The following is a 25,331-nucleotide window of genomic DNA, read 5'->3' on the forward strand; positions in this document are numbered from 1 at the left end:
CGCCGCAGGCAGCCACGCTCACCCCACCCAACCCCTTGAGCCGAAGAAAATCCCCAGCTCAGCGGCATTGTCAGTGCCCGGGTGCAGGATGGACGCATGGTCAGCAACCCGCACCGAGCCCTGGACGGCTTCTCCCCCGCGACCCGCGGCTGGTTCACGGGCGCGTTCTCCGCGCCCACCGCAGCCCAGGCAGGCGCGTGGCAGGCCATCCACGAGGGCTCGGACGTGCTGGTCGTAGCCCCCACCGGCTCCGGCAAGACCCTGGCCGCCTTCCTCGCAGCCCTCGACCAACTCGCCGCCACACCCCCGCCGGCCGACCCCAAGAAGCGCTGCCGAGTCCTCTACGTCTCCCCTCTCAAGGCCCTGGCCGTCGACGTGGAGCGCAACCTCCGCAGCCCTTTGACCGGCATTCGCCAGGAATCCGTACGCCTGGGCCTGCCCGAACCCGAGGTGAAGGTCGGCATCCGCTCGGGCGACACCCCGGCGGCAGAGCGCCGAGCCCTCTCGACCCGCCCTCCGGACATCCTGATCACCACCCCGGAGTCCCTGTTCCTGATGCTGACGTCGGCCACGCGCGACGCCCTGACCGGCATCGAGACGGTGATCCTGGACGAGGTCCACGCGGTGGCGGGCACCAAGCGCGGCGCCCACCTCTCACTCACCCTGGAACGCCTGGACGAGCTCCTGCCGAAGCCGGCCCGCCGCATCGGCCTCTCCGCGACCGTCCGCCCGGTCGACGAGATCGCCCGCTACCTCTCCCCCCGCCGCAAGGTGGAGATCGTCCAGCCGAAGTCGGGCAAGGAGTTCGACCTCTCGGTCGTGGTCCCCGTCGAAGACCTCGGCGAGCTGGGCGGCTCCCCGGTCGCCGAGAGCACCGAAGGCGCGGAACGTCCCTCGATCTGGCCCCACGTCGAAGAGCGCATCACGGACCTGGTCCAGGCCCACCGCTCCACCATCGTCTTCGCCAATTCCCGCCGCCTCGCGGAGCGCCTCTGCAACCGTCTCAACGAGATCGCCTACGAGCGTGCCACCGGCGAGCCCCTGGACGAGCACCACGCCCCGGCCGAGCTCATGGGCGGCTCCGGCGCGGCCCAGGGCGCACCCCCGGTCATCGCCCGCGCCCACCACGGCTCGGTCTCCAAGGAACAGCGCGCCCTGGTCGAGGAGGACCTCAAGGCGGGCCGCCTCCCCGCAGTCGTGGCCACGTCCAGTCTCGAACTGGGCATCGACATGGGCGCCGTCGACCTGGTCGTCCAGGTCGAATCACCCCCGTCCGTCGCCTCCGGCCTCCAGCGCGTCGGCCGCGCCGGCCATCAGGTGGGCGCGGTCTCCACCGGCGTCGTCTTCCCGAAGTACCGCGGCGACCTGGTCCAGGCAGCCGTGGTCACCGAGCGGATGCGCACCGGCTCCATCGAGTCCCTCAAGGTCCCGGCCAACCCGCTGGACGTCCTCGCCCAGCAGGTCGTCGCCATGACGGCGATGGACACCTGGCAGTTCGACGACCTCCTCGCCACCGTCCGCCGAGCCGCCCCCTTCGCCTCGCTCCCCGAATCCGCCTTCACCGCGGTCCTCGACATGCTCGCCGGACGCTACCCGTCCGACGCCTTCGCCGAGCTTCGCCCGCGCGTGGTCTGGGACCGGGTCGCGGGCACGATCACCGGCCGCCCCGGTGCACAGCGCCTGGCCGTCACCTCCGGGGGCACGATCCCCGACCGCGGCCTCTTCGGTGTCTTCCTCGCCGGGGCGGACCCCAAGAAGGGCGGCGGCAGGGTCGGCGAGCTCGACGAGGAGATGGTCTACGAGTCCCGCGTCGGCGACGTCTTCACGCTGGGCACCAGTTCCTGGCGCATCGAGGACATCACACGCGACCGTGTCCTGGTCTCCCCCGCCCCGGGCGTACCGGGCCGCCTCCCCTTCTGGAAGGGCGACCAGCTGGGCCGCCCGCTCGAACTGGGCCGCGCGGTGGGCGCGTTCCTGCGCGAGGTCGGCTCGCTGCCCAAGGACGACGCCCGCCTCCGACTCCTCACGGCCGGCCTGGACGCCTGGGCCGCCGACAACGTGCTGTCGTACCTCGACGAGCAGCGCGAGGCCTGCGGCCATGTCCCGGACGACCGCACGATCGTCGTCGAACGTTTCCGCGACGAACTCGGCGACTGGCGCGTCGTCGTGCACTCCCCCTTCGGCGCCCAGGTCCACGCCCCCTGGGCCCTCGCCCTCGGCGCGAAGCTCTCCGAGCGGTACGGCATGGACGCGCAGGTCATGCACGCCGACGACGGCATCGTGCTGCGCCTGCCCGACGCCGACCTCATGGGCCTGGACCTCCTGGACCAGGAACCGATGAAAGCCGGCACGGAGTACGACGCCGACAAGGCCCCCGTGGGCGCGGCGGACGTCGTCTTCGACAAGGGCGACGTCGACCAGGTCGTCACGGACCAGGTCGGCGGCTCCGCCCTCTTCGCGTCCCGTTTCCGCGAGTGCGCCGCCCGCGCGCTACTGCTGCCGCGCCGCAGCCCCGGCAAGCGCACCCCGCTGTGGCAGCAGCGCCAGCGTGCCGCCCAACTGCTCCAGGTGGCCAGCGAGTTCGGCTCGTTCCCGATCGTGCTGGAGGCGGTCCGCGAGTGCCTCCAGGACGTCTTCGACGTCCCCGGACTCGTCGAGCTGATGGGCGACCTCGAGTCCCGCAAGGTACGCCTCGTCGAGGTGACCACCCCCGAGCCGTCCCCCTTCGCCCGCTCCCTCCTCTTCGGGTACGTCGCCCAGTTCCTGTACGAGGGAGACTCCCCGCTCGCCGAGCGCCGCGCCGCCGCCCTGTCGCTGGACTCGCGGCTGCTGGCCGAGTTGCTCGGCCAGGCGGAGCTGCGTGAGCTGCTCGACGCCGAGGTGCTGACCGAGCTGGAGCGAGAACTCCAGTGGCTGACCGAGGACCGCCGCGTCAAGGACGCCGAAAGCGTCGCGGACGTCCTGCGCCTCCTCGGCCCGCTCACCGACGCCGAACTGGCCGAACGGGGCGCAGAACCGCACTGGGCCCAGGAGCTGGCCGGCGCCCGCCGCGCCATCAAGGTCCGCATCGCCGGCACCGACCACTGGGCGGCGATCGAGGACGCGGGCCGCCTCCGCGACGCCCTCGGCACAGCCCTGCCGGTCGGCGTCCCCGAGGCCTTCACCGAGCCGGTCAAGGACCCGCTCGGCGACCTCCTCGCCCGCTACGCCCGCACCCACGGCCCGTTCACCTCGGCCACAGCGGCGGCCCGCTTCGGCCTGGGCGCGGCGATCACTGACGGTGCCCTCCAGCGGCTGGCGGCGAGCGGCCGCGTCGTCCAGGGCGAGTTCCATCCGGCGGGCATCGGCCAGGAGTGGTGCGACGCCACAGTCCTGCGCCGCCTCCGCCGCCGCTCCCTCGCCGCCCTGCGTCATGAACTGGAGCCGGTGCCGCCCGCCGCGCTCGCGCAGTTCCTGCCGCAGTGGCAGCACATCGGCAAGGGTCATGGACTGCGCGGTATCGACGGACTGGTCCGCGCCATCGAACAGTTGCAGGGCGCGTCCGTGCCCGCGTCCGCCCTGGAAAAGCTCGTCCTGCCGTCCCGCGTGGCGAACTACACCCCCGCGATGCTCGACGAACTCACCGCCGCCGGCGAGGTCGTCTGGGCCGGAGCGGGCTCGCTCCCCGGCAAGGACGGCTGGGTCTCCCTCTACATGGCGGACGCGGCCCCCCTGCTCCTGCCACAGCCCCACCCCCTGGAGCTGACGGCACTGCACCAGTCCGTCCTGGACGCCCTCTCCGGCGGCTACGGCCTGTTCTTCCGCCAGATCGCCGACCAGGTCCGCGCCACCACCCACCCGGACGCCACCGACCCCCAACTCGCCGACGCCCTCTGGGACCTGGCCTGGTCGGGCCGCCTGACCAACGACACGCTCGCCCCCATGCGCTCCCTGCTGGGCTCCGGCCGCACCGCGGGCTCCACCGCCCACCGCGCCAAGCGCACGGTCCCGCGCGGACGCTACGGCTCCCTCACGGCCGCCGCCCGCCCGGCCTCCCGCACCGGCCCGCCGACCGTCGCCGGCCGCTGGTCCCTGCTCCCCGCCCACGAGTCGGACCCCACCGTGCGGGCTCACGCCCTGGCCCGCACCCTCCTCGACCGACACGGCGTGGTGACCCGGGGAGCGGTCGCCGCGGAGGGTGTAGAGGGCGGCTTCTCGGCGACGTACCGCATCCTGTCCGCCTTCGAGGAGAGCGGCCAGGCGCGGCGCGGTTACGTGGTCGAGGGTCTCGGCGCCGCGCAGTTCGCCATGGACGGCGCGGTGGACCGCCTGCGCGCGGTGGCCAACGCCCGCGAACGGGGCGACAGCATGCCCGGCCCAGGCGCCCGCGACACCGACGGCTTCGGCGCACCTGACGCCTACGGCACCCTCGACGGCTTCGGCAGCACCGTCGACTTCGGCTCCTCCGAAGGCTTCAGCACCCCCGCCGCCGGTGAGAACGGCAATCCCGCATACGACAACCCCGACGGCACCCCCGGCTACGACATCCCCGATCTCGACCACGACTTCCTGGACACCCATCTCGGACCGGGCGACTACGGCTCGCCCCGCGACCTCTCCCCTCGGGGCGGCCCCCGCACCCCACAAGGCCCCGCGTGGCACAAGGGCGTCACCCCATACGGCTCCGGCGGCCACGGCCGCACCCGCCCCGCCGCCGACACCCGAGCCGTCGTCCTCGCCGCCGCCGACCCTGCGAACGCGTACGGCGCCGCCCTGGCCTGGCCCGAGCCCCCCACCGGCGCCGGACACAAGCCGGGCCGCAAGGCGGGCTCCCTCGTGGTGCTCGTCGACGGCGAGCTGACCCTCTACATGGAGCGCGGCGGCAAGACCCTGCTGGCCTGGCCCTCCGCCCCGGACACCGAGCCCACCGACGACCCCCGCCTGCACACGGCAGCGGAGGCCCTCGCCGCGGCCGCCCGCGCGGGATCCCTCGGCACAGTCACGGTGGAGCGCGTGAACGGCGCCTCGGCGCTGACGTCTCCCATAGGCACCCTCCTGGAGGGAGCCGGCTTCATCGCGACGCCACGTGGCCTGCGCCTACGCGCCTGACCCGAGCCGCAGCTACACCCGCGCCCACTGCGTGCCACCCTTGACACATGCCCGAAGGAGACACGGTCTGGCAAACCGCGAAACGGCTGCACACCGCCCTCGCGGGCAGGGTGCTGACCCTCAGCGACTTCCGGGTGCCGAAGTACGCCACCGTCGACCTCACCGGCCGTACCGTCCTGGATGTCACCCCGCGGGGCAAGCACCTCCTCACACGCGTCGAAGGCGGCCTGACGGTCCACACGCACCTGGGGATGGAAGGCTCCTGGAAGGTGTACGCCGACGAGCAGCGCTGGACGGGCGGCCCCGCCCACCAGATCCGCCTGATCCTCGCCGCCGCCGACGCCCGTCCCGCCCGCACGGCCGTCGGCTACCGCCTCCCCGTCCTCGACCTGCTGCGCACCACTGAGGAAGACCGCGCCGTCGGCCACCTCGGCCCCGACCTGCTGGGCCCGGACTGGTCCCCCGACCGCGCCCTCGCCAACCTCCTGGCGGACCCCGCCCGCCCCCTCGGGGAGGCCCTGCTGGACCAGCGCAACCTCGCCGGCATCGGCAATGTCTACAAGAGCGAGCTCTGTTTCCTGCTCCGGGTCACCCCCTGGCTCCCCGTCGGCGCGCTCCCCGCCGAGCACACCGCCCAACTGCCCGTACTCGCCAAGAAGCTCCTGGAAGCCAACCGCGACCGTCCGATCCGCAGTACGACGGGCCGCCGCGGCCAGGACCTCTTCGTGTACGGCCGCGCAAACCGCCCCTGCCTGCGCTGCACCGCCCCGATCCGCGCGGCGGACCAGGGCGACGGCTCCCGCGAGCGCCCCACCTACTGGTGCCCGAACTGCCAGGCGGGCCCGGCCCCGAGCGCCGCCGCCGCGCGCACGGCACCCCGCAGCGCCTGGGCCTCCCGACCCGGCACTCCACGCCGCACAACTAATTGACGCCCCGTCAGAAACCCTCGTACCGTCCCCTCATGGCCGCAAAGGCGTACGACCTCACCGGACGCACCGCATTCGTCACCGGCGCCGCCAGCGGCATCGGCCGCGCCTCGGCCCACCTGCTCGCCGAGGCCGGCGCCGCCGTGCACTGCGCCGACCGGGACGCACAGGGCCTGCACGACACGGCGACCCTGATCAAGGCGAGCGGCGGCACCGCCCGCACCCACCACCTCGACGTCACCGACCGCGAACAGCTCCGCCAGGCCGTCGCCTCCTGCGAGCGACTCGACGTGATGGCCGCCGTCGCCGGGATCATGCACAGCAGTCCGGTCCTGGAGACCCGCGACGAGGACCTCGACCGAGTACTCAACGTCAACTTCAAGGGAGTGCTGTACGCCTGTCAGGAGGCAGCCCGCGCGATGCTCACCCAGGGCATCAGGGGCAGCATCATCACCATGGCTTCGGGCGCCGTGGACACCGGCGGCCCCGGTCTGCTCTGCTACGGCGCGGCCAAGGCGGCCGTCGTGCAGCTGACGAAGACGCTGGCGACGGAGATGGGCCCGCACGGCATACGCGTCAACGCGGTCGCGCCGGGCTGGATACGCACCCCCATGACCGACCGCCACGACACCGCGGCACAGACACAGACCGAGGCGTTCATGGCCCGGATGTCACCGCTGGGCCGGGTCGGCGAACCGGAGGACATCGCCCACGCGGTGCTTCACCTGGCGTCCGACGCCTCGTCCTTCACCACGGGCCAGATCCTGCGTCCGAACGGCGGTGTGGCGATGCCGTGGTGACTCGCCCCGACTGCCAGGCCTGAGCCCAGCGTCGCGAGTCGACGGCTCCCGCGGCCCGCGCCTTCGGCACACAGTGCACCGGCAACAGGCTCAACCCCCACCCTCCCGCGGCGACGGCCGCCTCCAGCGCCCCAGCGCCGGGCGCCAGCACGAGCCGTAGCACGGCCCACCACCACAGCGCCCCCAGCGCGAGGGCCACCCCCCAGCGCGCTATCGGCCGTGCCATCCGCTCACCTCCAGCCCGAGGCTAGGCCGCCCGTTCACCCGCCGGGAGGGCACACCAGCGGCACACGGATGCAGCGCGCGCCAACGTCGTCACAGCGCGTCAGACGCCGTCACCCCCTCCACCATGACCGTCGGGCCACGCACCGGCAAACGGACGAAGCAGGCCATGGGGACGGAAGCCGTGGAGACGGACCCGAAAGGCCCCGAACAGCACGAAACCCCGACCGCACTCCCCCAGGTCTCCCTGGAGAAGCCCCAGCCGGGGCCTCACACAACTCCTGGCGCATGGTCAGCCCACACGCACCGTGGTCACCGTCAGGCGGCGACCACGTCCACCGCCTCGGAAGGCGCCTTGATGGTCACCCGTTCCGGTGGCACACCGGTCACCGACACGGAACCCAGCATCGGACGGACCGACGCCGGTACGGGCTCGCTGGGGGTGGCAGCAGCGGACTGGGCCAGCTCCGCGAGGGCGAGCTCGTCGCTCACTTCCCGCATGAGCTCGGACATCCGTACGTCCAGCGCGTCGCAGATCGCGGCGAGCAGCTCGGAGGAAGCCTCCTTCTGCCCCCGCTCCACCTCGGAGAGATAGCCGAGTGAGACTCGGGCGGACGAGGAGACTTCGCGCAGAGTACGGCCCTGGCGCTGGCGCTGCCGACGCAGCACGTCACCCAGTAGGCGACGGAGCAGAATCATCGGTGGCTCCCTCCTCGGACCGCGTAGCCGCATCCTTCACGCCCCACCGTACCGCCTTGCGCCGCGGCCGTGCGGGGAGCGATGTCGTGTTCACTCAGGGCTGCAAACATCAAAACCCCCCGTTCCGTTCCGTATCCTGTGCCCGCTCATTCCCACTGTGTTCGCTCGCAAGCTCCGTCAGAAGCAGTGCGAGTACGCTCCGTACACTCTCCATACGAATTTCCGCGCGGTCGCCGTTCAACCGCAGGGCCTCTACTTTTCCGCCACCGGCAGAACCGGAACCGGGACCGGCGGGTCCGTCCACGGCCACGAAGACGGTCCCCACGGGCTGTCCATCCTGCTCCTCGGGCCCCGCGACGCCGGTCGTGGCGATGCCCCAGTCGGCTCCCAGCGCCTTCCGTACGCCGGCCGCCATCTGGCCCGCTACCTGCGGATTCACCGCTCCGTGCTGGGCCAGCAAGGTGGCGTCCACGCCGAGCAGCTCATGCTTCAGCTCGGTGGCGTAGGCGGTCACCGAACCCCGGAAGGCCTTGGAGGCCCCGGGGGCGGCTGTGATTTCCGCCGCAACCAGTCCACCGGTCAGTGACTCGGCGACAGCGACCGTCTCGCCCTTCACTGCGAGTAGTCGTACCACCTCGGCGGCCGGGGAACTCACGCTTCCGTCTCCTCCAACGCGGCCTCACGCTCGGCGATTCCCTGCCTGCGCAGCACAATGGCCTGTCTCACATAGTCGAGCCCGGTCGCCACGGTCAGGACGACCGCCGCGGCCATCACCCACCACCGCAGAGTGGCCAGCCACCCCGTCAGCGCCAGGATGTACATCCCGACGGCCACGCCCTGCGTGAGGGTCTTGAGCTTGCCGCCCCGGCTCGCCGGAATCACGCCGTACCGGATGACGATGAAACGCAGCAGCGTGACGCCGAGTTCCCGGCCGAGGATGACACCCGTCACCCACCACGGCAGATCACCGAGGGCCGACAGACAGATCAGCGCCGCCCCCATGATCGCCTTGTCGGCGATGGGGTCGGCGATCTTCCCGAAGTCGGTGACGAGGTCGTACGTCCGTGCCAGGTGGCCGTCGAACAGGTCGGTGATCATGGCGATGGCGAAGGCCGCCCAGGCCAGGGAGCGCCAGGCCGGGTCGTAACCGCCGTCGGCCAGCATCAGCGCGACGAACGCGGGCACCAGGACCAGGCGGAGCATGGTCAGGAGGTTGGCGATGTTCCAGACGCTGGCCTGGTTGACGGCCGCGGCCGCGATCTTCCCGCCGCGCGCGGACTTGGCACCGCCCGCGACACCCGGTTCGGCGCCGCCCGCCTTCGATCCGGCGGCCTTGGACGAACCCACGGCGCTCGCCTTGCCCGCCGCACCCGCCGGGGAGGAGCCACCCGCGGCGGACGCCGGAACTCCGGTCATCTGCCCGCCTCCTCACTACACGCGAGCATGCCCTGAAGCGGCTCGGCCACCAGGTCGACACCTTCCGTGCCGACCACCTTTGCCTCGACCATACGACCGATGCTCAGCCCTTCGCCGCTTGTGAGCAGCACCTGGCCGTCCGTCTCCGGCGCCTGGTGCGCCCCACGGCCGTACGCGCCCTCCGTCGAGTCCTCGGCGTCCACCGCCTCGACGAGCACGTGCACGGTCTCCCCGAGGCGCTCCTCGGCCCGCTGCGAGACGAGTTCCTCGGCCAGCCGGGAGACACGGGCCAGCCGTTCGGCGACGACGTCCTCGTCGAGCTTGTTGTCGTACGTCGCGGCCTCCGTACCGTCCTCGTCTGAGTACCCGAAGACGCCGATGGCATCCAGGCGCGCGCCGTTCAGGAACCGCTCCAGCTCGGCCAGGTCGGCCTCGGTCTCGCCGGGGAAGCCCACGATGAAGTTGGACCGCACACCGGCCTCGGGGGCCTTGCTGCGGATCGTGTCGAGCAGTTCCAGGAAGCGGTCGGTGTCGCCGAAGCGGCGCATGGCGCGCAGCACGTCGGGCGCGGAGTGCTGGAAGGACAGGTCGAAGTAGGGGGCGATCTTCGGCGTGGAGGTCAGCACGTCGATGAGGCCGGGCCGCATCTCGGCCGGCTGCAGATAGCTGACGCGGACCCGCTCGAGGCCGTCGACCTCGGCGAGCTCGGGCAGCAGGGACTCCAGCAGGCGGATGTCGCCCAGGTCCTTGCCGTACGACGTGTTGTTCTCGGAGACCAGCATGATCTCCTTGACGCCCTGCTCGGCGAGCCACCGCGTCTCGTTCAGCACGTCGCTCGGGCGGCGCGAGATGAAGGAGCCGCGGAAGGACGGGATGGCGCAGAAGGAGCAGCGCCGGTCGCAGCCGGAGGCGAGCTTCACCGAGGCGACCGGGGCGCCGTCCAGGCGGCGACGCAGGGGCGCGCGGGGGCCGGAAGCCGGAGCGAGCCCTTCCGGAAGATCCACGGGCGCGTGCCCGGGCAGCGCGACACCGGCCGCCGACTCCTGGCGCTCGGCCGGGCTGATCGGCAGCAGCTTGCGCCGGTCGCGCGGGGTGTGGGCGGCGTGGATGCCGCCGTTCAGGATGGTCTGGAGTCGGTCCGAGATGTTCGCGTAGTCGTCGAAGCCGAGCACGCCGTCGGCCTCGGGGAGGGCCTCGGCGAGTTCCTTGCCGTACCGCTCGGCCATGCAGCCCACCGCCACGACGGCCTGGGTTCTTCCATGCCCCTTGAGGTCGTTGGCCTCCAGGAGGGCGTCGACGGAGTCCTTCTTGGCGGCGTCGACGAAGCCACATGTGTTGACGACGGCGACGTCCGCGTCCCCGGCGTCCTCCACGAGATCCCAGCCGTCCGCCTCCAAACGGCCTGCGAGCTCCTCCGAGTCCACCTCGTTACGGGCGCAGCCGAGAGTGACAAGTGCGACGGTACGGCGTTCAGGCATGGGCTCAAGACTACTTCGTCTCACTGACAGCCCACGTCGACGGGGTCAGGGCCGACCCCGCCCGTGCTCGACCCTTCAGCCGGGCTTATCCGGCCTGCGGGTCGCCCTTCGTGTACGTGAGGCGCTCCACCGCGCCCGGCTGCCAGTCGTCCTCGATCTTCTTGCCGTTGACGTACAGGTCGATCGCACCCGCGTCACCGAGGACGAGGTTGATCTTCTCGCTGTCCTGGAAGGTCTTGGAGTCGCCCTGCTTGAGCAGGTCGTCGAAGAGCAGCCGACCGTTGTGGTCCTTGACCCCGACCCAGCTCCTGCCGTCGACGGCGGTCACCTGGACGGTCACCTTGTCCTGCGGGACGGCGGCGATGGCGCTGTCCGACGGCTTCGGGTCCTTGGGCTTGTCGGTCTTCGGGGTGGGCGTGGTCTTGTCAGCTGTCGGCGTCGAGCCACCTTCGGCGACCGACGACTTCCCACCCTCGTCCTCGCCCTTGAACGCGGTGAACCCGACGAACCCGACCACGGCGACGATCGCGGCGACCATGGCCGCGGTCCAGTTGGGCCCGCGCCGCTCGGGGCGGATGCGCTCCGCCTCGAACAGGGGGGCCGCCGGGGTCGGCGCCGGTCGTCCGCCGTGCGAGTCGTCGTACTGGGCGAGCAGCGGGGCGGGATCGAGGTGGACGGCTTTGGCCAGGGTCCGAATGTGGCCACGGGCGTACACGTCGCCGCCGCAGGCGGCGAAGTTGTCGTCCTCGATGGCATGCACGATGGCGATGCGGACCCGGGTGGCGTTACTGACGTCGTCGACGGTCAGCCCTGCGTCGATGCGCGCCTGCTGGAGGGCACGGCCGATCGAGGGGCGGGCTTCCTCGGACACGTCTTCGAACGGACGCTCGTCTTCAGGGGAGTTGCCGATGGACACGGGGGCGCCTTTCGAGCGTTTAAGCCACCTGTGCTGGAGGTTCAGTCTAGGGGGGGTACGAAAGGGTGGGGCAACCGGGCGGTAGGACTTTGTACGCCATCGGAATGGCCGGACACGCCGATGACGGACTACGAGATTCTCGCGCTTCCCTCAACTTGACGTACGCCGAAGGGGAACGGTTGCTCAATGATCCCTTACGGGTGAGTCACGATCGGACATCGACTCATCACCCACCCGTCCGCGAGGCGACCACTGCGTCCGTTTCCACCCCGGACTCCCTTTAAGCCTCCCCGCGGATCACGGCGAGCACGCCGTCCAGCTCGTCAGGTTTCACAAGAACGTCACGAGCCTTGGAGCCCTCGCTCGGTCCGACGATGCCCCGCGACTCCATGAGGTCCATCAGCCGCCCTGCCTTCGCGAACCCGACCCGCAGCTTGCGCTGGAGCATGGACGTCGACCCGAACTGCGTGGAGACGACCAGCTCGGCCGCCTGGCACAGCAGATCGAGATCGTCGCCGATCTCCTCGTCGATCTCCTTCTTCTGCTTGGTGCCCACGGTGACGTCGTCCCGGAAGACGGGCGCCATCTGGTCCTTGCAGTGCTGGACGACCGCCGCGACCTCGTCCTCGGTCACGAACGCGCCCTGCATGCGCGTGGGCTTGTTGGCACCCATCGGCAAGAACAGACCGTCGCCCTTGCCGATCAGCTTCTCGGCGCCGGGCTGGTCGAGGATGACGCGCGAGTCCGCGAGCGACGACGTGGCGAAGGCGAGCCGTGAGGGCACGTTCGCCTTGATGAGCCCGGTGACGACGTCGACCGACGGCCGCTGCGTGGCGAGCACCAGGTGGATACCGGCCGCGCGCGCGAGCTGCGTGATGCGCACGATCGCGTCCTCGACGTCACGCGGGGCGACCATCATCAGGTCGGCGAGCTCGTCGACGATCACCAGCAGGTACGGGTACGGCTGGAGCTCGCGCTCACTGCCCTCCGGCGCCTTCACCTTGCCGTTGCGCACGGCTTCGTTGAAGTCGTCGATGTGCCGGTATCCGTACGCCGCCAGGTCGTCGTACCGAAGATCCATCTCCCGTACGACCCACTGGAGCGCCTCCGCGGCCCGCTTCGGGTTGGTGATGATCGGCGTGATCAGGTGCGGGATGCCCTCGTAGGCGGTGAGCTCGACGCGCTTGGGGTCGACCAGCACCATGCGGACGTCCTCCGGGGTCGCCCGCATCATGACCGAAGTGATCAAGCAGTTAATGCACGACGACTTACCGGAACCGGTCGCACCGGCAACCAGCACATGCGGCATCTTCGCGATGTTGGCCATCACGTAGCCGCCCTCGACGTCCTTGCCGAGCGCGACCAGCATCGGGTGGTCGTCCTCGGCGGCCGCCGCGAGGCGCAACACGTCACCGAGGTTGACCATCTCGCGGTCGGTGTTGGGGATCTCGATGCCGACCGCGGACTTGCCGGGGATCGGGCTGATGATCCGGACGTCCGGGCTGGCGACCGCGTAGGCGATGTTCTTCGTCAGCGCGGTGATCCGCTCGACCTTAACGGCGGGCCCGAGCTCGACCTCGTAGCGCGTGACCGTCGGCCCGCGTGTGAAGCCGGTGACGCGGGCGTCGACCTTGAACTCGGTGAAGACGGTGGTGAGCGACTCCACGATGGCGTCGTTGGCGGCACTGCGCGACTTGCCGGGACCGCCGCGCTCCAGGAGGTCGAGCGACGGGAGCGCGTAGGTGATGTCACCGGACAGCTGAAGCTGTTCGGCGCGCGGAGGCAGGTCGCGGATCTGGTCGGGCGCGGCCTTGGTGAGGTCCGGGACCTCGGACTTGGTCAGGTCCGCCGGCTCGGACTTGGGGAGCTTCTCCTGCTTGGGCCGCGCGGCCGGGACCGGCGTCGGCACCGGGGTGGTCTCCGCGCGGTCGCCCACGCTCACGCCCTGGGTGAGGTCGGCGACGATCGGCGAGGGCGGCATTCCGTGCAGGACGGCTCCGTCGAGCGCGGCTGCGGCGGCCGCCGCGACGTCCACAGCGTCCATGGGACGGTTCATCTCGGGCTGCGGCACCGCGGAGCGCCTCGGGCGGCCGCGACGCCGCGAGAGGGCCTCCTGCTCGGCGCTGTCGGGGTCGTACGCCTCCGGGGCCGGACGCCGCTTACGTCCGCGTGCCGAGGGCAGCGCCTCGCGCCACTGATCGTCGTAGCGCTGGTCGTCCTCGGTGAAGTCGTCCTCGTCCTCATCCGGGTCGGGCAGGATGCCGAGCTTGATGCCCAGCAGCCGCAGCCGCTGCGGAATGGCGTTGACCGGGGTGGCCGTGACGACCAGCAGACCGAAGATCGTCAGCAGCACGAGCAGCGGTACGGCGAGGACCTCGCCCATGGTGTACGTCAGCGGAGTCGCCGCGCCCCAGCCGATGAGGCCGCCCGCGTCCCTTATGGCCTGCATGCCGTCGCTGCGGGCGGGCGAGCCGACGGCGACGTGGACCTGGCCGAGCACGCCGATGACGAGCGCGGACAGGCCGATGACGATTCGGCCGTTGGCCTCGGGCTTCTCGGGGTGCCGTATGAACCGTACGCCGATGACGGCGAGCAGTATCGGCACGAGCAGGTCGAGCCGGCCGAAGGCGCCGGTGACGATGATCTCCACGAGGTCGCCGACGGGACCGCGCAGATTGGACCAGGTCCCGGCGGCGACGATCAGTGCGAGCCCGAGGAGCAGGAGCGCGATGCCGTCCTTGCGATGGGCCGGGTCGAGATTCTTCGCGCCCTGCCCTATGCCGCGGAACACGGCACCGACCGCGTGCGCCAGCCCGAGCCAGACGGCACGCACGAGCCGGTAGATGCCCCCGGTGGGGTTGGGCGCCGGCTTGGGCGCGGGCGCGGCTTTCTTCGCCGCGGCCTTCTTGGCCGGCGCCTTCTTCGCGGGGGCTTTCTTGGCAGCGGCCTTCTTCGCCGGGGCCTTCGCGGAAGCGGCCGCCTTCTTCGCGGGCGGCTTCTTGGCTGCGGAGGGACGTGAGGCCATGGGTGTGAGGTTACCGGTGGAGAAGACAGTGGACACGTGTGCCCACTGCTTCACCCGTTCGTGTCGCCCTTACGGAGGCGGTGAACTGACGCCGGTTCACGGACCGGTCACACGCTGGACGGCTCCGCGACGGTCGCGCGTCAACGTGCGCGACCGCGTCGTCAGTTCTGCGAGGGAACCGACGACGTGCTTCCGGTGCCCGGCTCCAGCGCGTCCAGCGCCCGCCGCAGTCCCGTGAGTTTGCGTTCGAGATGAGCCGCGGTGGCCACCGCGGCGGCATCCGCCGACTCGTCGTCGAGCTGCTTGGACAGCGCCTCGGCCTGCTCCTCGACCGCGGCGAGCCGCGCCGACAGCTCGGCCAGCAGTCCCGTCGGCTCCTTCGAGTCGGCACCCGCGGCCTTGCCGCCGCCCTCCAACTGGAGTCGCAGCAGCGCCGCCTGCTCACGCAGCTGGCAGTTCTTCATGTACAGCTCGACGAAAACCGAGACCTTCGCCCGCAGCACCCACGGGTCGAACGGCTTGGAGATGTAGTCCACCGCGCCCGCCGCGTAACCACGGAAGGTGTGATGCGGGCCGTGGTTGATCGCGGTGAGGAAGATGATCGGGATGTCCCGGGTCCGTTCCCGCCGCTTGATGTGCGCCGCGGTTTCGAAACCGTCCATTCCCGGCATCTGGACGTCCAGCAGAATGACCGCGAAGTCGTCCGTCAGCAGTGCTTTGAGCGCTTCCTCCCCGGACGATGCCCGCACCAGGGTCTGATCGAGCGCAGAGAGGATCGCCTCCAGCGCCAGCAGATTCTCCGGCCGGTCATCGACCAGGAGGATCTTGGCCTTCTGCACCATGGCCCGCCCTCCTCGCCCCGGCAGTGCACCGGGCTCCGCCCCAGGGGACGACTCCCTTACGCCGCCCGCCCTCGTGCCGGTCATGGTAGCCGCACCCCGCCTGTCGCCACACCCTGTCACCGCGATGTCACTGTGCACGTAGCAGAAACGCAGCAGGAGACCAGAAGGTTCCCCGAATCCCGCACTTCTACACGGCTTCGAGCACACTGAGTCAGCAACTCCGCGTGAACACTGTCAGCTCCGGTCACTACTCCCTCATCCACTGATCCATCACCGCCAGCAGATGATCGGGATCGACCGGCTTCGTCACGTAGTCCGAAGCACCCGACTCGATCGCCTTCTCCCGGTCGCCCTTCATCGCCTTCGCGGTCAGCGCGATGATCGGGAGCCCGGCGAACTGCGGCATCCTGCGGATCGCCGAGGTCGTCGCGTACCCGTCCATCTCGGGCATCATGATGTCCATCAGGACGACCGCCACGTCGTCGTGCTGCTCCAGGACCTCGATGCCCTCACGGCCGTTCTCCGCGTACAGCACGGACAGGCCGTGCTGTTCCAGAACGCTGGTCAACGCGAAGACGTTGCGGATGTCGTCGTCGACGATCAGCACCTTCTCGCCGCCGAACCGGATGCCCCGCCGTGACTGCGGCGCCGTGCTCTGCTCCGTCGCCGACCACTGCTCCTGCTGCACCGGTCGCTGCTCGAGCTCGCTCGCGGCCCTGCGGCGGCGCCTGAAGAGCGCCGCGGCGCCGTTCTGCGTCTCCCGGTACGACCGCACCTCGGCCGGCGTCTCGACCTCCACGTCGGCCAGCTCCGCCAGCTCGGCCGCCGAGGCCACCAGGGCGCCCGCGTCGAGGGGTGGCAGCTGCTGCTGGTAGCCGTGCGGAGGCAGTTCGCTCGGGTGCAGCGGCAAATACAGCGTGAACGTCGAACCTCGTCCCGGTTCGCTCTGCGCGTGGATCTCCCCGCCGAGCAGTTGGGCGATCTCCCGCGAGATCGACAGCCCGAGCCCTGTACCGCCGTACTTGCGGCTGGTCGTGCCGTCCGCCTGCTTGAACGCCTCGAAGATCACCCGCATCTTGCTGGCCGCGATCCCGATGCCCGTGTCGGTCACGGAGAACGCGATCAGCGGCGCATCCGCCTCCGTCAGCGAACCGGCTTCCAGCAGCTGCTCCCGGATCTTCTGCGGCACGTCCACCCCGGCGGGCCGGATGACCAGCTCCACCGACCCGGAGTCGGTGAACTTCACCGCGTTGGACAGCAGGTTGCGCAGCACCTGCAACAGCCGCTGCTCGTCGGTGTGCAGGGTGGCCGGCAGCTCCGGCGAGACCCGTACGGACAGGTCCAGGCCCTTCTCCGCGGTCAGTGGCCGGAAGGTGGCCTCCACGTAGTCGACGAGCTGGACGAGCGCGATACGCGTCGGGGAGACGTCCATCTTGCCCGCCTCGACCTTCGACAGGTCGAGGATGTCGTTGATCAGCTGGAGCAGGTCGGAGCCGGCGCCGTGGATGGTCTCGGCGAACTCGACCTGCTTCGGCGAGAGGTTGCCCTCGGCGTTGTCGGCGAGCAGCTTGGCCAGGATCAGCAGCGAGTTGAGCGGCGTACGCAGCTCGTGCGACATGTTGGCGAGGAACTCGCTCTTGTAGCGCATCGACACGGCCAGCTGCTCGGCGCGCTCCTCCAGGACCTGCCGCGCCTCCTCGATCTCGGTGTTCTTCACCTCGATGTCGCGGTTCTGCTGGGCCAGCAGCTCGGCCTTCTCCTCCAGTTCGGCGTTGGACGCCTGGAGGGCCTTCTGCCGGTTCTCCAACTCCGCCGACCGCTCCCTGAGTTGCTCGGTCAGCTCCTGCGACTGCTTCAGCAGCACCTCGGTCTTGGTGTTGACCGAGATGGTGTTGACGCTGGTCGCGATCATCTCGGCGATCTGGTTGAGGAAATCCTTCTGGATCTGCGTGAACGGCGTGAAGGAGGCCAGCTCGATCACGCCGAGCACCTTGCCCTCGAACAGCACCGGCAGGACGATCACCTGCGCGGGCGGGGCCTCCCCGAGCCCGGAGGAGATCTTCAGATAGCCGCTGGGCGCGTTCTCCACGAGGATCGTGCGCTTTTCCTCGGCAGCCGTCCCGATGAGCGCCTCACCGGGCCGGAAGGACGTCGGCATGGAACCCATCGAGTAGCCGTACGACCCGAGCATCCGCAGCTCGTACTGGTCCTCCGCCTCGGCGCTCATGTCCTTGCCGTCGAGGAGCGGCATCGCGACGAAGAACGCGCCGTGCTGCGCGGTCACCACCGGCGTCAGCTCGCTCATGATCAGCGAGGCCACGTCCTCCAGGTCGCGGCGGCCCTGCATCAGCGCGGAGATCCGGGCGAGGTTGCCCTTGAGCCAGTCCTGCTCCTTGTTGGCGATCGTGGTGTCGCGCAGGTTGGCGATCATCTTGTTGATGTAGTCCTGGAGCTCCTGGATCTCTCCGGACGCGTCGACGTCGATCTTCAGGTTCAGGTCGCCTCGGGTCACCGCGGTCGCCACGCGCGCGATGGCCCGCACCTGCCGAGTGAGGTTTCCTGCCATTTCGTTCACGGACTCGGTGAGGTCGCGCCAGGTGCCGTCGACGTCACGCACGCGTGCCTGGCCGCCGAGCTGCCCTTCCGTACCCACCTCGCGGGCGACCCGGGTTACTTCCTCGGCGAAGGACGACAGCTGGTCGACCATCGTGTTGATCGTCGTCTTGAGTTCGAGGATCTCGCCGCGAGCGTCGATGTCGATCTTCTTGGTCAGGTCACCCTTGGCGATGGCGGTCGTGACCATGGCGATGTTGCGCACCTGACCGGTCAGGTTGGACGCCATCTGGTTCACGGACTCGGTGAGGTCCTTCCACGTACCGGCCACACCCGGCACATGCGCCTGACCACCGAGGATTCCGTCCGTACCCACCTCACGGGCCACCTTGGTGACCTGGTCGGCGAACGAACTCAGCGTCTTCACCATGGTGTTGAAGGTGTCGGCGAGCTGCGCGACCTCACCGCGCGCCTCGATCGTCACCGTCCGGGTCAGATCGCCGTTGGCGACCGCGTTCGCGACCTGGGAGATGTTCCGCACCTGCATGGTCAGGTTCTTGGCCATCAGGTTGACGTTGCCGCTGAGGTCCTTCCAGATGCCCGTGATACCGGGCACGTGCGCCTGGCCGCCCAGGATGCCCTCGGTGCCCACCTCGCGGGCCACCCGGGTCACCTGCTCGGCGAAACTGGACAGCTGGTCAACCATCGTGTTGACCGTCGTGACGAGCTCGAGAATCTCGCCCTTCGCGTCAACAGTGATCTTCTTGGACAGGTCGCCCTTGGCGACCGCGGTCGTGACCTCGGCGATGTTGCGCACCTGGATGGTCAGGTTGTTCGCCATGAAGTTCACGGACTGGGTGAGGTCCTTCCAGGTGCCGGAGACACCCTGCACCTCGGCCTGACCGCCGAGCTGGCCCTCCGTACCCACCTCACGGGCGACCCTGGTGACCTCCTCCGCGAACGACGACAGCTGGTCCACCATCGTGTTCAGCGTGTTCTTGAGTTCCAGGATCTCGCCGCGCGCGTCCACGGTGATCTTCTGCGACAGGTCACCTCGGGCCACCGCGGTGGCGACCTGCGCGATGTTGCGCACCTGGGCCGTAAGGTTTCCTGCCATTCCGTTCACGGAGTCGGTCAGGTCCCGCCACACGCCGGCGACCCCGGGCACCTGCGCCTGACCGCCGAGGCGGCCCTCGGTGCCCACCTCACGGGCGACCCGGGTGACCTGGTCGGCGAAGCCGGAGAGCTGGTCGACCATCGTGTTGATGGTGTTCTTCAGCTCCAGGATCTCGCCGCGCGCGTCGACGTCGATCTTCTGCGACAGGTCACCCCGCGCCACGGCGGTGGTCACCTGCGCGATGTTGCGCACCTGGGCGGTGAGGTTTCCTGCCATTCCGTTGACGGAGTCGGTGAGCTCCTTCCACGTACCGGCCACACCCGGTACGACCGCCTGACCGCCCAGCCGGCCCTCGGTGCCCACGTCCCGGGCCATCCGCGTGACCTGGTCGGCGAAGGACGACAGCTGGTCCACCATCGTGTTCACGGTGTTCTTCAGCTGGAGCATCTCGCCGGAGACATCCACCGTGACCTTCTGCGACAGATCACCGTTGGCCACGGCCGTCGTCACCTGGGCGATGTTCCTCACCTGTCCGGTGAGGTTGCGGAACGCCGTGTTGACCGAGTCCGTAAGGTCCTTCCACGTCCCCGCCGCACCCGGCACCTGGGCCTGCCCGCCCAGCTCACCCTCGACACCCACCTCACGCGCGACACGCGTGACCTCGGAGCCGAACGACGACAGCTGGTCCACCATCGTGTTCACGGTGTTCTTCAGCTCCAGCATCTCGCCGGAGACATCCACGGTGACCTTCTGCGACAGATCACCATTGGCCACGGCCGTCGTCACGGCGGCGATGTCCCTCACCTGTCCGGTGAGATTCCGGAACGCCGTGTTGACCGAGTCCGTAAGGTCCTTCCAGGTGCCCGCCGCACCCGGCACGTTCGCCTGACCGCCCAGCCGCCCCTCGGCGCCGACCTCGTTGGCCACGCGCGTGACCTCGTCCGCGAAGATCCGCAGCGTCTCGGTCATCTGGTTGATCGTGTCCGCGAGCTGGGCGACCTCGCCGCGAGCCGACACGGTGACCTTCTGCGACAGGTCACCGTTGGCGACCGCCGTCGTCACCTGTGCGATTCCTCGCACCTGCGCGGTCAGGTTGCCGGCCATGAGGTTCACCGAATCGGTGAGGTCCTTCCACGTGCCGGCCACCCCCGGCACCTGCGCCTGCCCGCCCAGCTCGCCCTCGGTGCCCACCTCACGCGCGACTCGCGTCACCTCGGACGAGAACGACGACAGCTGGTCCACCATCGTGTTGACGGTGTTCTTCAGCTCCAGCATCTCGCCGGCCACGTGAACCGTGACCTTCCGGGACAGATCACCCTTGGCGACAGCCGTGGTCACCAGCGCGATGTCCCGCACCTGGGCCGTCAGCCGGTACGCCATCGTGTTGACCGAGTCCGTGAGGTCCTTCCACGAACCCGACATGCCACGCACGCGTGCCTGCCCGCCGAGCTTGCCCTCTGTGCCCACCTCGCTGGCCACCCGCGTGACCTCGTCGGTGAACGTCGACAGCTGATCGACAAGGTTGTTTACAGTCCGCCCGACCTTGAGGAACTCGCCCCGCAGCGGATGCCCCGTCCCGTCCGGCGCCTGCGTACGCAGCTCCATACGTGGCGACAGATCACCCTCGGCCACTGCGGACAGCACCCGCCCGACCTCGGAGACGGGCCGCACGAGGTCGTCGACCAGGGCGTTGGAGTTGTCGACCGCGGCCGCCCAGGAGCCCTCACAGGCACCCGTCTCCAGCCGTTCCGTGAGCTTGCCCTCGCGCCCGACCATCCGCCGCACCCGCGCCAACTCACCCGTGAGATGGAGATTGCGGTCGGCCACCTCGTTGAAAACGGCGGCGATCTCCGACATCACGCCGTCCCCGGACACCGTGAGCCGCTTCCGGAAGTTCCCGTCCCGCATCGACACCAGGGCCGCCAGCAGCCGGTTCAGGGCAGCCGTGTCCACCGAGGTGGTCCCGCCTCGCGTCTTGCGTTCGTTCCTCAGGGACTGTCCGCCTTTCGCGCGCGTCTTAGTGCCCCGCGTCGCTGCGCCAGACTCCACTGTGTCCCTCCCGCAGGGGTCGACCGTTACTGCTGTACTCGGGTTCTACTGTTCGGCGTACCCGTTACCGCTGGGCATTCCTGCCGGATATACCAGGCCACACCACGGGCTGCTGCCCGCGATGCGCGAATGACACTCAGCCTGACCGGACCTTCACAAGAAGCTTGCCCAGTGTTTCACCCCGGCTGAACCCGGCCATAACAGTTCGGCAGCTTCGCACATCGTCCGCACACCCTCCGGACGGAAACACTGCAGACCGGCATCCGCATGGACGGCGAAGGTAAGTAACCTTGCATGCGGCTGTCCAGCCGCGCCGGTCCCGTCCGGCCTGGGCGGTGACAGGAGGAGCACGAGCGGGCATCGGAGGGGCAGCCGGACATGACCACCGGACTGATCCCGGGGGCACAACCCCCGGACCGGCCGACGGGCACGCAGATGCCGCAGCAGCGGCGCGAGCCGGTCGGCCTCGGAGCCCTGCACGTCGACAACCGGCCGAGGAGTTCTGTGATCACCGCGCGCGCGGCAGCCAGCTTCGATCCCGTCGGGCGATCGGTCGCGAGCGCCCGCTCCTTTGTCCGCGACACCCTCCAGGGGTGGGGTTTCGCCGACATCGTCGATGACGCCGTAGTACTCACCAGCGAGCTGGTGACCAACGCCGTCGTACATGCGGGCACTTCCGCGGACGTTCTGTGCCTGCGCAGTGATGAAGGTGTACGAATCGAGGTGGCCGACCGGTATCCGGAGCGCGAGATCCCGCTCCAGGGCTCGCCCGTCAACATGGGCAGCCCCGACCGCGAGGGCGGCCGCGGCCTCCAGCTGTGCGCGGCCCTGGCCGGACGCTGGGGCGTCGAGTACACGCCCACTCACAAACAGGTCTGGTTCCAGCTGGACCTCCCCGAACGCCCCGTGGGCACGCGCGCCGCAGGCCCGTCCCTGCCCTCGGACCTCCTCCCGCTCGCCGACGGCCGCGTCCGCGTGGCAGTGGTCCAGATCGACCGTACGGGTGCCATCTCGTCCTGGAACGAGGACGCCGAGGATCTCTTCGGCTATGTGGCCGAGCAGGTCACCGGGAAGCCCCTCACCGACCTCGCGGCCTGGCCGCACACACCCGGCACCAGCACCGGCATCGCCGAGGCCCTCCAGCTCTCACGCTGGGAAGGCAGCTACGGCATAAGGGGCGCCAACGGCCGCGTCACACCGGTGTACGCCTCCCACCTCCGCGTCCGTGACACGGGTGGCGAGCCCTCCACGGTCTGCCTCCTGGTCCGGGACCACGAACGCGCCGTCCTGCAGACCCCGTTGCGCATCCCGGCCTCCGACGCCTCCACCGAGGCGCAGAGCAGCGACCCCTTCGAGGTGTTCATCGGCTCCCCGGCCCCGGACGACCTCGACGGCCTCCTCCAGCGCACGGTAGAACGCGCCCGCGACATGCTCGACGGCGACTCCGCGTTCCTGCTCCTGGCGACCGACGACGAGACGGAGTTGGAGGTCCGTGCCTCCACCGGCCTGCCCTCCGCCCGCCAGCGCTTCGCGCGCGTGCCGGTCGAGGCGGGCCCCGGCCGCTACGGCTCGGCCCGCATGCCGGCGGTCCACGAGGACCTCACGATGGTCCCCGGCGCCGTCCCCCTGCTGAGGGGCACCGGCATGCGCTCGGTCGTCACGGTCCCCCTGAAGGTCGAGGGCCGCCTCACCGGCTCCCTCGGCGTCGCCGCCGAGGCCCCCAACAGGTACTCCAACGAGGAGGCGTTGCGCCTCCAGTTCGCCGCCGACCGCATCGCGCTCGCGGTGGAGTCGGCCCGCCTGGGCGAACTGGAGCGTCTGCGCCGAGGCTCGTTGAGCTTCCTCGTGGAGGCATCAGACCTGCTCGCCGGCACCCTGGACCGCGACCAGACCCTGGCCCTCATGGCCCAGATGACGGTCCCGACCCTGGCCACCTGGTGCGCGGTCTACACGATCGCCGACCAGGCCTCCGAGCCGTACCTGTCGTACGTCCTGCACGAGGACGAGGAACTCATCGACGGCATTAAGTCCCTGCTGTCGAAGATCGCCCCTCCCGACCCGGTCCCCACCCCGGGCGCCCGCGTCTGGTCGGCTCCCGCCGAGTCCGCCCACCAGGCCGCCCTGCGCACCTCCATGCGCAGCCTGGGCCTGGGCGAGCCGATCGGCCGCATCAGCGCGGGCATCGGCCCCACCCTGGCCACGGCGTCCGCTGTGGGCGGCGAGACGGTCGTTCTGCCGCTGGTGGCCCGCAACCGCGTCATCGGCATGCTGACCCTCGGCAAGCCGACGGACGAACACTTCCGCCAGGAAATCCTGGAGTTGGCGGAGGACCTCTCCCGAAGGGCCGCCCTGGCCCTCGACAACGCCCGCCTCTACTCCGAGCGCACTGCCATCAGCCAGTCCCTCCAGCGCAGCCTCCTGCCGCCCGAGCTGCCCGAGATCGACGGCGTCGAGGTCGAGGTCATCTACCGCGCCGCCGGCGAGGGCAACGAGGTGGGCGGCGACTTCTACGACCTCTTCCCGATCAGCGACGGCGCCTACGGCTTCGCCATCGGCGACGTCTGCGGCACGGGCCCGAACGCAGCAGCGGTCACCGGCCTCGCCCGGCACGCCCTACGGCTCCTCGCCCGCGAGGGCCTCAGCGGCCCGGCGGTCCTGGAGCGCCTGAACTCCGCGATCCTCGACGAGGGCGCCCGCAGCCGCTTCCTGACGCTCCTCTACGGCGAGTTGAGGCCGCAGGAGGACGGCAGCGCCGAGCTGAAGGTGGTCTGCGCCGGCCACCCGCTCCCGCTCCGCCTGCGCCAGGACGGCACGGTCGAGCCGGCCGCCGAACCCCAGCCGCTCCTCGGCGTCATGGACGACCTGGAGCTCTACGAGCAGACGGTCACCCTCGACCCGGGCGACGTTCTCCTGTGCGTAACCGACGGCGTCACCGAACGCCGCGAAGGCAGCCGCATGTTGGGCGACGACGGCCTCACCGACGTCCTCACCACCTGCACCGGCCTGACGGCGGGCGCGGTGGCGGCACGCATCATGCGCGCGGTCGAACGCTTCGCCTCGGACGCCCCGTCCGACGACATGGCGATCCTGGCGATGCGCGTCCCGGGCATCCACAAGGACTGAGGAAGACGGAGACAAGGGCATGAGAAGGCCCCGCCCGAATGGGCGGGGCCTTCTGTCTGGAGCCCCCAAACGGAATCGAACCGTTGACCTTCTCCTTACCATGGAGACGCTCTACCGACTGAGCTATAGGGGCCTGTCACCTTTTGCGAAGTTTCCCTCGCGGCAACGGAATAGATCATACCCCGAACACACCCGTGCTCCCAAACTCGCTCAGAAGGCGGGCTGGAGCAGTCCTCCGAGGGCATTGCAGGCCGACACAATCCGCTGCATGTCCCGCTTGGTCAGAGCGGCGTCGACAGGCAGGGCCAACGTTTCATCAGCGGCCCGCTCGGTCTCCGGCAGGGACACACACCGCCGGTACTCGGGCAGCCTGTGCACAGGCGTCTTCACCGGCACCCGACACTCAACTCCCCTGGCCCGCACGGCCCGAGCGAACGCATCGCGATCCGGCCGCCCATTCCCCGGCACCCGCACGACATATTGCTGGTAGGTGTGCCCGTCCCCACCATCGGGCGTCCGCACACCCTTCAACTTCGCATCCAGGTACGAAGCCCGCTGCCGACGCTGAGCGATCTCGTCGTACGGAACCTCGGATTCACCCTGCTCCAACACCAACAGCCCGTGTCGCTGACCGATCTCGTGCAACCGCGCGATATCGGCCGACCGACCGAATCGATGTACGGCGACGACGCCCGCCGTACGTGGGGTCACGACCGCCTCCACAGCGGTGGCATCCAGGCAGTACGTCAGCGGATCTATGTCGGCGAACACCGGCAGCGCGCCGGCCAGTACCACGGCTTCGGCGACTTCGACGTTCCCGAAGGCCGGTACGACAACCTCGTCACCGAGTCCGACGCCGGCGGCCCTGAGCATTGCAGCAGTACCCATACGGGGGATGTTGGTTGCGCAACGTGAACTTCAGGTGACGCACAACAAAAAAGGGTTGGTCCCGGAACCGAAGTTCCGGGACCAACCCTATAAAAGGAGTTCGGCGGCGTCCTACTCTCCCACAGGGTCCCCCCTGCAGTACCATCGGCGCTGTAAGGCTTAGCTTCCGGGTTCGGAATGTAACCGGGC

14 protein-coding genes, 1 tRNA gene and 1 rRNA gene are annotated in these 25,331 nt (G+C 69.9%); 4 read left to right on the plus strand and 12 right to left on the minus strand.

Annotated elements, in window-relative coordinates:
- The first annotated feature begins 96 nt into the window (after positions 1 to 96).
- Genes ADK36_RS39415 through ADK36_RS39425 form a run of 3 tightly spaced genes read left to right on the plus strand, consistent with a single transcriptional unit; the run spans position 97 to position 6,814 of the window.
- Complete coding sequence (locus ADK36_RS39415; RefSeq protein ID WP_053201061.1) at positions 97 to 5,088, plus strand: ATP-dependent helicase; 4,992 nt, start codon at positions 97 to 99, stop codon at positions 5,086 to 5,088.
- 47 nt (positions 5,089 to 5,135) lie between these two features.
- Entirely contained in the window at positions 5,136 to 6,017 is an 882-nt protein-coding gene (locus tag ADK36_RS39420; protein ID WP_048580330.1) for an Fpg/Nei family DNA glycosylase, read from the plus strand.
- A 32-nt stretch (positions 6,018 to 6,049) separates the two neighbouring features.
- Entirely contained in the window at positions 6,050 to 6,814 is a 765-nt protein-coding gene (locus tag ADK36_RS39425; protein ID WP_048580331.1) for an SDR family NAD(P)-dependent oxidoreductase, read from the plus strand.
- Here the strand turns inward: ADK36_RS39425 and ADK36_RS50785 are convergent.
- The 9 genes from ADK36_RS50785 to ADK36_RS39465 all read right to left on the minus strand — a co-directional run bounded on the left by ADK36_RS50785 (position 6,762) and on the right by ADK36_RS39465 (position 21,131).
- Positions 6,762 to 7,040, minus strand: coding sequence for a hypothetical protein (locus tag ADK36_RS50785; RefSeq protein ID WP_078916097.1), 279 nt, complete (start codon positions 7,038 to 7,040; stop codon positions 6,762 to 6,764). The two genes, ADK36_RS39425 and ADK36_RS50785, sit on opposite strands and share 53 nt — an antisense overlap.
- A 314-nt stretch (positions 7,041 to 7,354) precedes the next feature.
- Positions 7,355 to 7,735, minus strand: coding sequence for a helix-turn-helix domain-containing protein (locus ADK36_RS39430; RefSeq protein WP_030046881.1), 381 nt, complete (start codon positions 7,733 to 7,735; stop codon positions 7,355 to 7,357).
- Between the two features lie 109 nt (positions 7,736 to 7,844).
- Positions 7,845 to 8,390, minus strand: a complete 546-nt coding sequence (locus ADK36_RS39435; protein WP_048580332.1) for a CinA family protein — start codon at positions 8,388 to 8,390, stop codon at positions 7,845 to 7,847.
- Complete coding sequence (gene pgsA, locus ADK36_RS39440; RefSeq protein ID WP_053201062.1) at positions 8,387 to 9,151, minus strand: CDP-diacylglycerol--glycerol-3-phosphate 3-phosphatidyltransferase; 765 nt, start codon at positions 9,149 to 9,151, stop codon at positions 8,387 to 8,389. Before pgsA ends, ADK36_RS39435 begins: the two co-directional genes overlap by 4 nt.
- Positions 9,148 to 10,629: a 30S ribosomal protein S12 methylthiotransferase RimO gene (rimO, locus tag ADK36_RS39445; protein WP_048580334.1), complete on the minus strand. Its 1,482-nt coding sequence runs from the start codon at positions 10,627 to 10,629 to the stop codon at positions 9,148 to 9,150. Before rimO ends, pgsA begins: the two co-directional genes overlap by 4 nt.
- An 85-nt stretch (positions 10,630 to 10,714) precedes the next feature.
- Positions 10,715 to 11,545: a helix-turn-helix domain-containing protein gene (locus ADK36_RS39450; RefSeq protein ID WP_030046876.1), complete on the minus strand. Its 831-nt coding sequence runs from the start codon at positions 11,543 to 11,545 to the stop codon at positions 10,715 to 10,717.
- A 280-nt stretch (positions 11,546 to 11,825) separates the two neighbouring features.
- Positions 11,826 to 14,570, minus strand: coding sequence for a DNA translocase FtsK (locus tag ADK36_RS39455; RefSeq protein WP_053201066.1), 2,745 nt, complete (start codon positions 14,568 to 14,570; stop codon positions 11,826 to 11,828).
- A 161-nt stretch (positions 14,571 to 14,731) separates the two neighbouring features.
- Positions 14,732 to 15,412 carry a response regulator gene (locus ADK36_RS39460; protein WP_048580335.1) on the minus strand — a complete coding sequence of 227 codons (681 nt, stop codon included), beginning with the start codon at positions 15,410 to 15,412 and terminating at the stop codon, positions 14,732 to 14,734.
- 247 nt (positions 15,413 to 15,659) lie between these two features.
- Entirely contained in the window at positions 15,660 to 21,131 is a 5,472-nt protein-coding gene (locus tag ADK36_RS39465) for a HAMP domain-containing protein (protein WP_107086954.1), read from the minus strand.
- A gap of 378 nt (positions 21,132 to 21,509) precedes the next feature.
- On the opposite strand from ADK36_RS39465, the gene ADK36_RS39470 reads away from it, so the two are divergent.
- Positions 21,510 to 24,254, plus strand: a complete 2,745-nt coding sequence (locus ADK36_RS39470) for a SpoIIE family protein phosphatase (protein WP_048580337.1) — start codon at positions 21,510 to 21,512, stop codon at positions 24,252 to 24,254.
- Positions 24,255 to 24,311: 57 nt separating this feature from the next.
- On the opposite strand, the gene ADK36_RS39475 is transcribed toward ADK36_RS39470, so the two are convergent.
- The 3 genes from ADK36_RS39475 to rrf all read right to left on the minus strand — a co-directional run.
- Positions 24,312 to 24,387: transfer RNA gene (locus tag ADK36_RS39475), tRNA-Thr, on the minus strand.
- A 77-nt stretch (positions 24,388 to 24,464) separates the two neighbouring features.
- Entirely contained in the window at positions 24,465 to 25,127 is a 663-nt protein-coding gene (locus ADK36_RS39480) for a DegT/DnrJ/EryC1/StrS family aminotransferase (RefSeq protein WP_048580338.1), read from the minus strand.
- A gap of 113 nt (positions 25,128 to 25,240) precedes the next feature.
- Positions 25,241 to 25,331 (minus strand): 5S ribosomal RNA (gene rrf, locus ADK36_RS39485); the annotation flags it as partial.

The sequence above is a fragment of the Streptomyces viridochromogenes genome (assembly GCF_001270495.1).
Classification (GTDB): Bacteria; Actinomycetota; Actinomycetes; order Streptomycetales; family Streptomycetaceae; genus Streptomyces; species Streptomyces viridochromogenes_A.

Excerpts from the sequence above, each read along its gene's own strand:
- ADK36_RS39415 (WP_053201061.1), top strand. The coding sequence starts at position 97 with ATGGTCAGCAACCCGCACCGAGCCCTGGACGGCTTCTCCCCCGCGACC.
- ADK36_RS39420 (WP_048580330.1), top strand. The coding sequence starts at position 5,136 with ATGCCCGAAGGAGACACGGTCTGGCAAACCGCGAAACGGCTGCACACC.
- ADK36_RS39425 (WP_048580331.1), top strand. The coding sequence starts at position 6,050 with ATGGCCGCAAAGGCGTACGACCTCACCGGACGCACCGCATTCGTCACC.
- ADK36_RS50785 (WP_078916097.1), bottom strand. The coding sequence starts at position 7,040 with ATGGCACGGCCGATAGCGCGCTGGGGGGTGGCCCTCGCGCTGGGGGCG.
- ADK36_RS39430 (WP_030046881.1), bottom strand. The coding sequence starts at position 7,735 with ATGATTCTGCTCCGTCGCCTACTGGGTGACGTGCTGCGTCGGCAGCGC.
- pgsA (WP_053201062.1), bottom strand. The coding sequence starts at position 9,151 with ATGACCGGAGTTCCGGCGTCCGCCGCGGGTGGCTCCTCCCCGGCGGGT.
- rimO (WP_048580334.1), bottom strand. The coding sequence starts at position 10,629 with ATGCCTGAACGCCGTACCGTCGCACTTGTCACTCTCGGCTGCGCCCGT.
- ADK36_RS39455 (WP_053201066.1), bottom strand. The coding sequence starts at position 14,570 with ATGGCCTCACGTCCCTCCGCAGCCAAGAAGCCGCCCGCGAAGAAGGCG.
- ADK36_RS39460 (WP_048580335.1), bottom strand. The coding sequence starts at position 15,412 with ATGGTGCAGAAGGCCAAGATCCTCCTGGTCGATGACCGGCCGGAGAAT.
- ADK36_RS39470 (WP_048580337.1), top strand. The coding sequence starts at position 21,510 with ATGACCACCGGACTGATCCCGGGGGCACAACCCCCGGACCGGCCGACG.
- ADK36_RS39480 (WP_048580338.1), bottom strand. The coding sequence starts at position 25,127 with ATGCTCAGGGCCGCCGGCGTCGGACTCGGTGACGAGGTTGTCGTACCG.